This window comes from Roseomonas sp. 18066, from assembly GCF_902706185.1.
Lineage (GTDB): Bacteria > Pseudomonadota > Alphaproteobacteria > Acetobacterales > Acetobacteraceae > Pseudoroseomonas.
In genome coordinates, this window is the sequence record NZ_CACSJM010000159.1 from 1 (window position 1) to 12,390 (window position 12,390).

At 70.0% G+C, this 12,390-nt stretch carries 11 protein-coding genes; 3 read left to right on the forward strand and 8 right to left on the reverse strand.

Annotation, left to right across the window (positions count from 1 at the left end; genetic code table 11):
* Positions 1 to 371 precede the first annotated feature (371 nt).
* Positions 372 to 2,471: an elongation factor G gene (fusA, locus tag GVN67_RS24155; RefSeq protein ID WP_159999878.1), complete on the reverse strand. Its 2,100-nt coding sequence runs from the start codon at positions 2,469 to 2,471 to the stop codon at positions 372 to 374.
* A 448-nt stretch (positions 2,472 to 2,919) separates the two neighbouring features.
* Between fusA and GVN67_RS24160 the strand changes: the two genes are divergently transcribed.
* Complete coding sequence (locus GVN67_RS24160; protein ID WP_159999879.1) at positions 2,920 to 4,227, forward strand: DUF1800 family protein; 1,308 nt, start codon at positions 2,920 to 2,922, stop codon at positions 4,225 to 4,227.
* Positions 4,224 to 5,450, forward strand: a complete 1,227-nt coding sequence (locus GVN67_RS24165) for a DUF1501 domain-containing protein (RefSeq protein ID WP_159999880.1) — start codon at positions 4,224 to 4,226, stop codon at positions 5,448 to 5,450. The genes GVN67_RS24160 and GVN67_RS24165 overlap by 4 nt, the downstream gene beginning before the upstream one ends.
* A 48-nt stretch (positions 5,451 to 5,498) precedes the next feature.
* Here GVN67_RS24165 and dksA read toward each other — a convergent pair whose 3' ends face one another.
* From dksA to msrA, 7 genes are all read right to left on the reverse strand, one after another.
* Entirely contained in the window at positions 5,499 to 5,915 is a 417-nt protein-coding gene (gene dksA / locus GVN67_RS24170) for an RNA polymerase-binding protein DksA (protein WP_159999881.1), read from the reverse strand.
* Positions 5,916 to 6,111: 196 nt separating this feature from the next.
* Positions 6,112 to 6,354, reverse strand: a complete 243-nt coding sequence (locus tag GVN67_RS24175) for a hypothetical protein (protein ID WP_159999882.1) — start codon at positions 6,352 to 6,354, stop codon at positions 6,112 to 6,114.
* Positions 6,355 to 6,747: 393 nt separating this feature from the next.
* On the reverse strand, positions 6,748 to 7,698 hold the full coding sequence (locus GVN67_RS24180; RefSeq protein ID WP_159999883.1) for a beta-ketoacyl-ACP synthase III: 951 nt from the start codon (positions 7,696 to 7,698) through the stop codon (positions 6,748 to 6,750).
* Positions 7,699 to 7,774: 76 nt separating this feature from the next.
* Entirely contained in the window at positions 7,775 to 8,914 is a 1,140-nt protein-coding gene (gene plsX / locus GVN67_RS24185) for a phosphate acyltransferase PlsX (protein WP_235035454.1), read from the reverse strand.
* Positions 8,915 to 8,943: 29 nt separating this feature from the next.
* Positions 8,944 to 9,147: a 50S ribosomal protein L32 gene (gene rpmF / locus GVN67_RS24190; protein WP_159999884.1), complete on the reverse strand. Its 204-nt coding sequence runs from the start codon at positions 9,145 to 9,147 to the stop codon at positions 8,944 to 8,946.
* A gap of 152 nt (positions 9,148 to 9,299) precedes the next feature.
* Positions 9,300 to 10,040, reverse strand: a complete 741-nt coding sequence (locus tag GVN67_RS24195; protein WP_159999885.1) for a GntR family transcriptional regulator — start codon at positions 10,038 to 10,040, stop codon at positions 9,300 to 9,302.
* 449 nt (positions 10,041 to 10,489) lie between these two features.
* A complete protein-coding gene (gene msrA / locus GVN67_RS24200) occupies positions 10,490 to 11,047 on the reverse strand; it encodes a peptide-methionine (S)-S-oxide reductase MsrA (protein ID WP_159999886.1) in 558 nt (185 codons plus the stop codon).
* A 119-nt stretch (positions 11,048 to 11,166) separates the two neighbouring features.
* Between msrA and GVN67_RS24205 the strand changes: the two genes are divergently transcribed.
* Entirely contained in the window at positions 11,167 to 12,255 is a 1,089-nt protein-coding gene (locus GVN67_RS24205; RefSeq protein ID WP_159999887.1) for a serine hydrolase, read from the forward strand.
* Positions 12,256 to 12,390: the final 135 nt, after the last annotated feature.

Below are 12,390 nucleotides of genomic sequence, written 5' to 3' on the forward strand. Positions count from 1 at the left end.
GCCCTGGCCCCCGCCCTGGCCGAGCCGATCCGCCGGCCCAATGCCGCCCAGCTGGAGGCGATCCGCCGCTGGCTTTGTCCCAATGGGGGCTCGCCGGTGAAGGGGGTGCCAGGGCGCTGCGACCGCGGCATGGATCGGACGCCCTGGGACCAGGGGCTGACGCCGGCGCGGCGGGATGCGGCGGCGGCTTGTCCGGAGGGGACCAAGGCCGTTTTAGCCAGGGGGCATCGAGATATTATTCGCTGCTTGCCCACCTAGAGTAAGCAAGGCCGGGGGAAAGAATTCCCCCGGGCCCCCATCTTTTTTCTATCCATTAGACAAAAAAGGGGCGGGCAATTGCTTGCCCGCCCCCTTCACGTCAGCAGCAGACCTTAGGCGGACTGCTTCATGATCTCGTCCGCCACGTTCCGGGGGACCGGATCGTAGTGGTGGAAGGACATCGAGAAGGACGCACGGCCCTTGGTCATGCCACGCAGGTTGGAGATGTAGCCGAACATCTCCTTCAGCGGGACATGGGCGCGGACGATGACCGAGGTGCCGGCCATGTCCTGGCTCTGGATCACGCCGCGGCGACGGTTGAGATCGCCCACCACGTCACCGACGTGATCCTGCGGGGTGGTCACTTCGACGTCCATGATCGGCTCGAGGATGACCGGACCGGCCTTCTTCATGCCCTCGCGGAAGCAGGCCTTGGCGGCGATCTCGAAGGCCAGGGCCGAGGAGTCGACGTCGTGGTACTTGCCGTCCACCAGGGTGTAGCGGAAGTCGACCGTGGGGAAGCCGGCCAGCACGCCGGTGTCGGCCTGGACCTTGATGCCCTTCTCGACAGCCGGGATGTATTCCTTCGGCACCGAGCCGCCGGCGGTCCCGTTCTTGAACTCGATGCCCTCGTTCCGCTCGCGCGGCTCGAAGACGATCTTCACCTCGGCGTACTGGCCCGAACCGCCCGACTGCTTCTTGTGGGTATAGGTCTCGGTATGCGCCTTCGTGATCGTCTCACGATAGGCCACCTGCGGCGCGCCGATATTCGCCTCGACGCCGTATTCGCGGCGCAGACGGTCGACGATGATCTCGAGATGCAGCTCGCCCATGCCGGACAGAATGGTCTGGCCGGTCTCCTGGTCGGTCTTCAGGCGCAGCGAGGGATCCTCGCCGGCCAGCTTCTGCAGGCCGAGCGTCATCTTCTCGACGCCGTCCTTCGACTTCGGCTCGACCGAGATGTCGATGACCGGCACCGGGAAGGCCATGCGCTCCAGCACCACCGGGTCGGCGGCATCGGCCAGGGTGTCGCCCGTGCCGGTGTCCTTCATGCCCACGATGGCGACGATGTCGCCGGCGTAGATCTCCTTCACTTCCTCACGCTTGTCGGCGTGCATCTGGAACATGCGGCCGATCCGCTCCTTGTGACCCTTCGTGGTGTTCATGAAGGTGTCGCCGGAGCGGATGATGCCGGCATAGACCCGGACGAAGGTCAGGTTGCCGTACTTGTCGTTGATGATCTTGAAGGCCAGCGCGGCGAAGGGCGCGTCCTCGCGGGCCGGGATGATGCGGGCGGGGTTCGCCGGATCTTCCTCGGCGCCTTCCTCCAGCGCGACCTTGATGCCCGGGACATCGGTCGGCGCCGGCAGGTAGTCGATCACGCCGTCGAGCAGGGGCTGCACGCCCTTGTTCTTGAAGGCCGAGCCGCAGAAGACCGGGCGGAAGGTGCCGTCGATCGTGCCGCGCTTGATGCAGCGCTTCAGGGTCTCGACCGAGACGTCGCCCTTGTCGAAATACTCTTCCATCGCGGCGTCGTCGACCGACAGCGCGGTGTCGAGCAGGATCTGGCGGTGCTCGGCCGCCTTCTCCAGCAGGTCCTCGGGGATCGGCGCCTCATGATACTGCGCGCCGAGCTCGTCGCCTTCCCAGATCAGCGCCTTCATCTCGACCAGGTCGACGACGCCCTTCAGGGTGTCCTCGATGCCGATCGGCAGCTGCAGCGCGATCCAGTTGATGCCCAGCTTCTCGGTCAGCGTGGCGGCGGCGCGGTAGAAGTCGGCGCCCGTCCGGTCCAGCTTGTTGATGAAGATGATGCGCGGCACGTTGTAGCGGTCGGCCAGGCGCCAGTTCGTCTCGGACTGCGGCTGCACGCCGGCCACGCCCTCGATGATGAAGACGGCGCCGTCCAGCACGCGCAGCGAGCGGTTCACCTCGATGTTGAAATCGATGTGGCCCGGGGTGTCGATGACGTTGATCCGGTGCGACTTCCACTCGGCCGTCACGGCAGCGGAGGTGATCGTGATGCCACGCTCACGCTCCTGCTCCATGTAGTCGGTCGTGGTGTTGCCCTCGTGGACCTCACCGATCTTGTGGGACTTGCCGGTATAATAAAGAATCCGCTCGGTCGTCGTCGTCTTGCCGGCGTCGATATGCGCCGTGATGCCGATATTGCGGATGTGATCGAGCGGGGTGCGCGCCACGTGGGCCTCCATACGCGTCGCGGCGCGAGCCGCGCGGGAATCGTGATGCGAGCCAGGCGCGGCTTCCCGTCCCGCGCGCTCGCTTAAATCTCTCTGCCAGTTCCTGCGGACCGCCGGTGCTGCCCGGCGCCAGCGAAGGGGGAATGTCCCCTTCGTCGCCGCCGAAAACCCACGCGGTGTCCCGGAACCGACGGGGGCGGATCATGGCCAGGACTGTCCCTGCGCCGATTCACCGCACCCACCGTCGGGGCCGCAGATGCACCGGATCGGCCTGCTTTGCAAGCGGTAAGACACCGCAGGGCGGCAGAAGCGGCCCCGGATGACCCGGCGGCGCCACGCGCCAGGGCGGCCGGACCGTTGCGGCGGCAGGTCAATCCCGATGACGCGGGTTTTAGCGGCGCGCCGGCACGGGTCACCCTTTGTTGCAGGGAGCGCCCGGCACGCCTGCTATAAATGGGCGATGGATTTCAGCCGCCACCATGCCGCCATCCGCTTCGGCCTCGGCGCCCGGCCGGACCAGCCGCTGCCCGACGACCCGAAGGCGGCCCTGCTGGCCGAGCTGGCGCGCCCCCCCGGCCCGCTGCCGCTGCCCGAGGGCTGGGACCACCAGCCGACCATCGCCGATGTGATGGAAGTCTGGGGCGAGGAGGGCAGGATGCCCGGCGTGATGGGCCGCGCCCGGCCGCGCAACATCCTGGCCGGCCAGGAGATGCGCGCCCTGGCCGAGCATTGCATCGCCACCCCGGACAGCTTCCGCGAGCGGCTGGTGCTGTTCTGGACCAACCACCTGACCGCCAGCCGCCGCGGCGGCAACGTGGCCGGCTTCCTCGGCGACTATATGCGCAACGCCATCCGCCCGCATGTCACCGGCAGCTTCGGCGACATGCTGGTGGCCGCCACCTGGCACCCGGCGATGCTCTATTATCTGAACCAGAGCTCCTCCGTCGGGCCGAACAGCCCGACCGGGCAGCGCGGCCGGGTCGGGCTGAACGAGAATCTCGGCCGCGAGATCCTCGAGCTGCACACCCTCTCCCCCGCCGCCGGCTACAGCCAGGCCGATGTCACCAATTTCGCCCGGCTGCTGACCGGGCTGACCGTGCAGCGCCGCGACGGCACCGGCACCATCTTCGCCGCCAGCCGCCACGAGCCCGGCCCGAAGCGCGTCTTCGGCGAGGAATTCGGCGAGGGCGCGCCGGAGATCGAGCGGGCGCTGCGCTGGCTGGCGGTGCAGGAATCCACCCAGCGCCACCTGGCGACCAAGCTGGCGCGGCATTTCATCGACGACACCCCGCCGCCCGCCGCCATCCAGAAGATCTTCTCCACCCTGCGCGACACCCGCAGCGACATCGGCGCGGCGGCGCGGACCCTCGTGGAGATGCCGGAGACCTGGCAGAAGCCGCTGACCAAGATGCGCACGCCGCAGGAATTCGCCTTCGCCGCCCTGCGCGGGCTGGGCGCCGGGCCGCGGCTGGCGCCGATCGCGCTGCGGGTGGCGGGCAGCCTGGGCCAGCAGGTCTGGCTGGCCGCCGACCCGATCGGCTGGCCCGACCGCGCCGAGGACTGGGTCACCCCCGAAGGCGTGCTGCAACGGATGGAGCAGGCGCATGACATGGCCGGCCGCTTCAGCCGCGAGGACCCGATGGCCCTGGCCGGCGTGGTGCTCGGCCCCCTCGCCCGGCCCGAGACCCTGACGGCCGCCCGCCGCGCCGGCTCGCAGCGCGATGGCCTGACCCTTGTCCTGGCCAGCCCGGAGTTCCAGCGCCGATGAGCAAGACGCTTCCCCACCAGCCGAAGCTCGGCCGCCGCGGCCTGCTGCTCGGGCTGACCGCGCTGGCCGTCGCCGGGCAGTCGCGCCTGGCCGTCGCCGCCCCCGCCCGCCGCGCCGCCCCCCAGGGCCGTGGCGAGGCCCGCATGGTCGTCGTGCTGCTGCGGGGCGCGCTGGACGGGCTGGCCGCGGTGCAGGCCTATGGCGACCCGGCCTTCCGCGACCTGCGCCAGGGCCTGGCCCTGCCGGAGCCCGGCGCCGAGGAGGGCGTGCTCGACCTCGGCGGCTATTTCGGCCTGCATCCCTCGATGACCAACCTGCATGCCATGTTCCGCGCCAACGAGGCGCTGGTGCTGCATGCCATCGCCGGCCCCTATCGCACCCGCAGCCATTTCGACGCGCAGGACATGCTGGAGAGCGGCGCCGACAGCCGGCTGTCCTCCGGCTGGCTGAACCGCGCGCTGCAGAGCCTGCCGGCCGATGCCGACGCGCAAGGCGCGCGCGCCGCCCTGGCGCTCGGCCTCGACATGCCGCTGCTGCTGCGCGGGCCGCGGCCGGTCAGCATGTTCGCGCCGCCCCGGGGCGAGGCGCCCCCGCCCGAGCTCTATGCCCGGCTGGCCGATCTCGCGCATGACGATCCGCTGCTGGGCCCGGCGGTGCGGGAGGGGCTGCGCGCCCGCGGCTTCGCCAGCGGCGTGCTGGACAAGGAGGAGTCGCGCGGCGGCGGCTTTCTCTACCTCGCCGGCTCGGCCGGGCGGCTGCTGGCGGCGGCCGACGGGCCGCGCGTGGCGGCGCTGGAGATGGGCGGCTGGGACACGCATGTATCGCAGCTGAACCGGCTGAAGGGGCAGCTGGCGCAGCTCGACGCCGGGCTCGGCGCGCTGCGCGAGCAGATGGGCGAGGCCTGGAAGCGCTGCGCGGTGCTGGTGATGACCGAGTTCGGCCGCACCGTCCGCATCAACGGCAACAGCGGCACCGACCATGGCACCGGCGGCGCGGCCTTCCTGCTGGGCGGCGCGGTCGCCGGCGGGCGGGTGATGGCGGATTGGCCGGGCCTGGGCCAGGGCAAGCTGCTCGAGGATCGCGACCTGCAGCCCAGCCTGGACCTGCGGGAGGTGGCGAAGACGCTGCTGCGCGATCATCTGCGGCTGCCGGCGCAGGCGCTGGACGCCGCCTTCCCCGACAGCAAGCAGGTCGGGCCGAAGAGCGGGTTGCTGCGGGCCTGAGCCCCGAGAAACGCGACGCCCGCCAGCGGCGGGCGTCAAACCAGAAAATCAATCGTCGCGGTGGACGCGTTCCATGCGTTCGTGGCGCTCCTGCGCCTCGATCGACATGGTGGCGATGGGCCGCGCCTCGAGCCGGCGCAGGCCGATGGGCTCGCCGGTCTCCTCGCAATAGCCGTAGGTGCCGTTGTTGATGCGCTCGATGGCCTGATCGATCTTCGAGATCAGCTTGCGGGCGCGGTCACGGGTGCGCAGCTCCAAGGCACGGTCGGTCTCGACGCTGGCGCGGTCGGTCAGATCGGCCTCGGCGATGCCCCCTTCCCCGAGGCTGGCCAGGGTATCGCCGGCCTCACGCAGAAGGTCCTGGCGCCAGCGCAACAGCTTCTGGCGGAAGTATTCCTGCTGGAGGGAGTTCATGAACTCTTCGGAATCCGAAGGCCGGTAGTCAGGCGGCACTGTGATCAGCATGTTTGTTCGATCCCCCGGCCGTGCGGAACCGGGTTTAGGACCCTCCCCGCAAGGCGGCCGGACCATACAGGGGCGCCCCCCGCCAAGCCAAGAGGCAGTGGCAGGGCAGGCCTCATGAAATTTCAGAGCAACCGGCTGTTCTGCCGGTATTAACGGCAGCCTGTCCTGTTTTCGGGCAGGGCCGGTGCTGCATGGGTCAGCGCGACAGCAGGAAGGCGATGATCGCCAGCACGCCGACGATCAGGCCGATGCTCTTGACGAAGGTGAACCAGTCAGAGCGGTCGGCCTCGCCCTCCTCGGGGTGGAAGGCCGGGCGCTTGGTCCATTCGCTCGGCCCCTCCGGCGCGGCACCGGCCGGCAGCGGCCGCGCCGATCCGGGCGGCCCGGCGGCAGGAACACCAGCGGGCCGCAATGCGGCCTGACGCATCTCATCAGCCATCGAGAATCCTCCCGTGCTCGCTCCACGCGCCGGCGGCGGCGCCCTGGCTCAGAATTGGCGACGCGCGGCTGCGGGGCAACCGAAATAAGCGCCATTTTTATCAATTATGAGAGGGATTCGTGCAATGGGGTCCACCCATCGAAGCCGATCAGCAGGCTGCTGATTCTGCGGCATTTCTCAGATGTTAAGCGAAATGAGACGGCTACCGGGCGAGGCTCGTGTGGCAATGGCGGAAGCGGGGCGCGGTGCCCACTTGCAGGAAGGCGTCCATCGCCCTCAACCGAGGCGCAATACCATCAACCTGGGCGTGAAAAAGAAAAGGCCGCCACCCTCGCGGGAGACGGCCTTGCGACGCGCCGTGGCTGCCTGTCGGGGCAGCCACCCTGAAAAGAATCAGAAGCGGGCCAGGGCGGCGCCCCAGGTCAGGCCGCCGCCGATGCCCTCCATCAGCACCAGGTCGCCGCGGGCGATGCGGCCGTCGCGGGTGGCCTCGGCCAGCGCCAGCGGGATCGAGGCGGCGGAGGTGTTGGCATGGCGGTCGACCGCCACCACCACCCGCTCCGGCGGCAGGCCCAGCTTGCGGCCCATGGCGTCGATGATGCGCAGATTGGCCTGGTGCGGCACCAGCCAGGCGATGTCGGACTTGGCCAGGCCATTGGCCGCCAGCGCCTCGTCGACCACCGAGGCCAGCTTGGAGACGGCGTGGCGGAACACCTCGCGGCCGGACATCTTCAGGATGCCCTCCTCCACCTGCAGGATGTCGCCATGCCGGCCATCAGCATGCAGGTGGCAGGACAGCACGCCGCGGCCGGCCTCGCCCTCCTCCGCCGCGCGCAGCACCACGGCGCCGGCACCGTCGCCGAACAGCACGCAGGTGCCACGGTCGGTCCAGTCCAGGATGCGGGAGAAGACCTCGGCGCCGATCACCAGGGCGCAGCGGCACTGGCCGGCCCGCACCATCGCATCGGCCACCGACAGGGCATAGACGAAGCCGGTGCAGGCGGCGGCGATGTCGAAGGCGAAGCCCTGGGTGATGCCGAGCAGCGCCTGAACCCGCACGGCCGTCGAGGGGAAGACCGAATCCGGCGTCGCCGTGGCCACGATCACCGCATCGACGGAGGACGCCTCGATTCCGGCCTGGGCCAGCGCCGCGCGCGCCGCGGCGGCGGCCATGTCGCTGGCCTTCTCGCCCGGGGCCGCCAGGTGGCGCTGGCGGATGCCGGTGCGCTCGCGGATCCAGGCGTCGGAGGTGTCGAGCCCGTATTTCGCCGCCAGGCTGTCATTGTCGAGGACGAGCTCCGGCAGGTAGCCACCGGTGCCGGCGATAATGGCGCGAGGGATCATGCGGCGAGCATCCAGATATCCGGGAGCGCAGCGTCACGGCGGCGGCGGCCGCTGTCCCATGCGCCAGCCCCAAGGGTTAGGGGGTGGTGACCCCCGTCTCGGTCCGCCCGGTCGCCGCCCGGCCCGTCTCCGGGATGGGCGCGGCCTCGGCCGCCTTGCCGCGGGGCGGCAGCGTGGCCAGACCCTCGCGGATGCGGTCGGTGAAGCGGTGGGTCACCATGTCCATGGCGACGTCGACCGCATGGGCATAGCCCAGCGCATCGGTGCCGCCATGGCTCTTCACCACCACGCCGTTCAGGCCGATCAGCACGGCGCCGTTGTAGCGGCGCGGATCCATCCATTCGCGCAGCCGGTCGAGCGCCGGGCGGGCGAGCAGATAGCCGAGCTTGGCGGTCCAGGAGGAGGTGAAGACCTGCTTCAGCAGGCTGCCCACCAGCTTGAAGGCGCCCTCGCCGGTCTTCAGCGCGACATTGCCGGTGAAGCCGTCGGTGACGACGACATCGACGGTGCCGGCGGTGATGTCATGGCCTTCGACGAAGCCGCGGAAATTCGGCGCCAGGATGGAGTCGCGCAGCATTTCCGCCGCCAGACGCACCCGGTCGTCGCCCTTCAGCTCCTCGCTGCCGACATTGAGCAGGCCGATGGTCGGCGCCGTCAGGCCGAGCACGGCGCGGGCGAAGGCATCGCCCATCACCGCGAATTCCAGCAGGTTGCGGGCATCGCAGACGATGTTGGCGCCAAGGTCGAGCAGCACCACGTCGCCGCGGGCCGAGGGACCGATGGCGGCCAGCGCCGGCCGGTCGATTTCCGGCAGGGTCTTTACGACGATCTTGCCCAGCGCCATCAGCGCGCCGGTATTGCCGGCGGAGACGACGCCCGCCGCCTCGCCCGCCGCAACCGCGTCGATGGCGACGCGCATCGAGGACTGGCGGACGCGCAAGGCGGCCGTCGGCTTCATGTCGCCGGGAATCGAGGCAGGCGCGTGCCGCAGCGTGCAGGCCTTCGCGGCACGCGGCCGCTGGGCCAGCAACGGCTGCAGCCGCGCCTCGTCGCCGACGAGCAGGAATCGGGCCTGGGGATGCCGCTCGGCGGCAATCTCCAGCCCGTCCAGCACGGAGTCCGGCGCGTGGTCCCCGCCCATGGCATCGATTGCCAGGGCGAAGCCACCAGCCGACGCCGAGGCGGCCGACACCGAGGTCAGCGTGACCTGGGACATTCCGGATTCCGCCCGGCGGGCCTGGCCGCTCAGGTGCGGACCGCGGCCTTCAGGGGCTTGCCGGCAGCCACGACCTCACGGCCGTCATAATGACCGCAGGAGGCGCAGATGTTGTGCGGGCGCTTCAGCTCGCCGCAATTGCCGCACTCCAGGTGAGCCTGGGTCGGCAGAGCCTCGTGGCTGCGACGCATCCCGCGACGGGAGGGCGAAACCTTCTTCTTCGGAACGGCCATGGCGCCGGGCCTCTCTTTTCAACGTGCTGTGCTAGTCAGCGTAAATCAAGGAAGGCGGCGCCATTACCACCCCACCCCCCGGCGTGCAAGCTTTTGGCGCAGGGCCAGGCCGCGGCATGCAGGGGCGGAAGGGGGGCGCCGGCGCCGCCGGCTCAGTCCAGCCGGACGGCGTAGCGGTGGCTGGCGGTGTCGATCATCGACAGCCGCACCTCCACCGGCCGATCGGCAACATCGTAGGCGGTGCGCTGAACCATCAGCATCGGCGTGGCCGGCGGACGGTCCAGCGCGGCCGCCGTCTCGGCATCCGCGCCGCAGGCGGCGAGCTCCTCCTCGGCACGCGCGATGGTCACGCCATGGGCACGTTGGAAATGCACATAGAGCTCGGTCGGGAGCTCGCCCAGCGGCAGGGAGAATCCGGGGAAGCTCGCCGCGCGCAGCACGCAGCGCTCGAAGATTCGCGGGCTGCCGTCCAGCAGGCGGATTCGCCGCAGCCGGAACACCGGATCGCCGGCCGGCAGCTGCAGCGCGGCCGATTCCCAGGCATCCGCCTCGCCCGGGCTGCAGGAGGTGACCACGATCCGCGAGACCACCGCCCGGCCGCTGAGGTCGCGCACCCGGAAGAAGGTGAAGCGCGCGGTCTCGCTGGTGTGCTTGGCGACGGTGGTGCCGCGGCCCTGGCGGCGGTCGATCAGGTGGCGCCGCTCCAGCCCGGCCAGCGCCTTGCGCACCGTCCCCTGGGAGACGCCGAGCTCGGCCGCCAGCTCCGGCTCGGCCGGCAGCAGGTGTCCGGGTGGCCAGTCGCCGCCAACGATCCGGCCGATCAGGATGTCTTCCACCTGCCGGTAGAGCGGTCGGGCGTCCAGCCGTTGCGGCGGGGCGTCGGTGATGGGCATGGCGGGTGGCCGGCCTCCTGAAAGAGCAGGTTGAATGCTGCGGTGCGTAAAGGCTGTGTTCACGATCTGCGTGGCCGGATCAAGGCAGCCGTAAAGATAGACTTGTGTCTTATACAAGACCTGTTAGGGTGAGGTCTCTCGGGATTGCTCTGCAGGCCGAGTTTGGGGAGGAACGATCCCGTAAAGGGACGGAAAGCGTGACGACGGCGCCCGGCATTGCCAGGGCGCCGTCCGCGATTCTGGGCCCTGGAAAGCAGGCCTGGCGCTGTCCGGGCCACGATGCCGGGCCCCCTCACCGCTTCAATGCATCGCCATCCCCGAATGTTGCATTGCACCAAAGGGAAATGGAACATTCCTGCTGCGGCATGAGCGGGAATTCATCTTCCACTGACGAATCCGCGCCCGCCGGGACGGCAAGGCCCCGCCCGGCAGCGCGACTCCGCCGCCCGTCAGGCCGCGGCGGCCTTCAGCCGGGCGGCGAACTTCTGGCGGAACTTGGCGACCTTGGGCGCCACCACGACGCGGCAATAGCCGGCCCAGGGGTTGCGGGTGAAATAATCCTGGTGCTCGGCCTCGGCCGGCCAGACCTGCGCCTCGGGAAGCAGGTCGGTGACGATCGGGTCGGGCCAGATGCCGGCCGCGGCGATCTCGGCCATCACCGCCCGCGCCGTCTCGGCCTGCGAGTCGGAGGTGGCGAAGATGGCGCTGCGGTATTGCGGGCCGATATCGGCGCCCTGGCGGTCGCGGGTGGTCGGGTCGTGCAGGGTGAAAAACACCCGCAACAGGTCGGCATAGGAAATCACCGAGGGGTCGAAGTCGACGCGCACCACCTCGATATGGCCGGTCTTCTTGCCGCAGACCTCCTCATAGCTCGGATGCTCGACATGGCCGCCGGCATAGCCGGATTCGACCTCGATCACCCCGTTCAGCTGGCGATAGGCGGCGTCCAGGCACCAGAAGCAGCCACCTCCCAGGATGGCGGTCTCGCGGGCGGATGTGTCGGCCATGGCGCGGCCTCCTTCTCTCTGCAGGCGCCAGACATGGGGTGGCGCCGTGCCGCTGCACAGCCCCATCCCTGGGCCCACCCGCTTGCGCCACGCCGAAGCTGGGGCGAGGCTCGCGCCCCATGCAGACCGACACCGCTTTCCAGCCGCAAGACCCTGGCGAGGCCGGCTTCGACGCCGGCGCCCTCGCCGCCGCCGTCGCCTTCGCCCAAGGCCATGACAGCCCCTTCCCGCGCGACATCCTGAAGCACCTGGAGGCCGGCTATTTCGAGCCCGCCCCGGACAACGAGGTGCTGGGCCGCACCGCGTCCCGCGGCGACCCGAACGGGCTGATCCTGCGCCGCGGCCGGCTGGTGGCGTCCTGGGGCGACACCCGCCAGGCCGACATGACCTTCAGCGTCGCCAAGAGCTACCTGGCCATGCTGGCCGGCATCGCGCTGGGCGACGGGCTGATCGACAGCCTGGAGTCGCGCATCAGCGACAGCGTGGCGCATGAGGCCTTCCACAGCGACCAGAACCGCCCGATCACCTGGCGGATGATCCTGGAGCAGACCAGCGAGTGGGAAGGCACGCTGTTCGGCAAGGCCGACCGCATCGATCGCGGCCGCGACCTGAAGCGCGAGGGCGCCGGCCCCAAGGGCATCGACCGCGCCATGCAGACCCCGGGCACCTATTGGGAATACAACGACGTCCGGGTGAATGCTCTTTCCCTTGCCCTGCTGGAGCGGTTCCGCCGTCCTTTGCCCGAAGTCTTCGCGGAAAGGATCACCAGCCCGATCGGCAGCAGCGCCGATTTCACCTGGGAAGGCTATCGCACCAGCTTCGTCGACATCGACGGCACGAAGATCCAGTCGGTCTCGGGCGGCGGGCATTGGGGCGGCGGCGTCATCACCCATGCCGAGGACCAGGCCCGCATCGGCCAGCTGATGCTGCAGGACGGCGTCTGGGGGGGCCGCCGCCTGCTGCCCGAGGGCTGGGTCAAGGCCTCGACCACCGCCTGCGCGCTGAACAAGGATTACGGCCTGCTCTGGTGGCTGAACGGCAATGGCCGCTACCCCAGCGCCAGCCGCGAAAGCTTCCTGGCCCAGGGCGCCGGCGGCAACTATATCTGGATCGACCCCGCCCACGATCTGGTCGCGACCTTCCGCTGGCTCGACCCGGCGGCGATGCCGGAGATGCTGCGCCTGGTGACCGCCAGCCTGAAGGGCTGACGCTCTGCCCCCGTGCCATGGCGCAGCGCTGCCATGGCACGGCTTCCGGTTGACGGGGCGGGCGGCCGGGCGGAGCCTGGGGCCCTCCACCGCCGCCGGGATGCCGCCCTGATGACCGACCACCCCACCTTTCTC

Excerpts from the sequence above, each read along its gene's own strand:
- GVN67_RS24160 (WP_159999879.1), top strand. The coding sequence starts at position 2,920 with ATGGATTTCAGCCGCCACCATGCCGCCATCCGCTTCGGCCTCGGCGCC.
- msrA (WP_159999886.1), bottom strand. The coding sequence starts at position 11,047 with ATGGCCGACACATCCGCCCGCGAGACCGCCATCCTGGGAGGTGGCTGC.
- GVN67_RS24175 (WP_159999882.1), bottom strand. The coding sequence starts at position 6,354 with ATGGCTGATGAGATGCGTCAGGCCGCATTGCGGCCCGCTGGTGTTCCT.
- GVN67_RS24205 (WP_159999887.1), top strand. The coding sequence starts at position 11,167 with ATGCAGACCGACACCGCTTTCCAGCCGCAAGACCCTGGCGAGGCCGGC.
- dksA (WP_159999881.1), bottom strand. The coding sequence starts at position 5,915 with ATGCTGATCACAGTGCCGCCTGACTACCGGCCTTCGGATTCCGAAGAG.
- GVN67_RS24180 (WP_159999883.1), bottom strand. The coding sequence starts at position 7,698 with ATGATCCCTCGCGCCATTATCGCCGGCACCGGTGGCTACCTGCCGGAG.
- GVN67_RS24165 (WP_159999880.1), top strand. The coding sequence starts at position 4,224 with ATGAGCAAGACGCTTCCCCACCAGCCGAAGCTCGGCCGCCGCGGCCTG.
- plsX (WP_235035454.1), bottom strand. The coding sequence starts at position 8,914 with ATGTCCCAGGTCACGCTGACCTCGGTGTCGGCCGCCTCGGCGTCGGCT.
- rpmF (WP_159999884.1), bottom strand. The coding sequence starts at position 9,147 with ATGGCCGTTCCGAAGAAGAAGGTTTCGCCCTCCCGTCGCGGGATGCGT.
- GVN67_RS24195 (WP_159999885.1), bottom strand. The coding sequence starts at position 10,040 with ATGCCCATCACCGACGCCCCGCCGCAACGGCTGGACGCCCGACCGCTC.
- fusA (WP_159999878.1), bottom strand. The coding sequence starts at position 2,471 with ATGGAGGCCCACGTGGCGCGCACCCCGCTCGATCACATCCGCAATATC.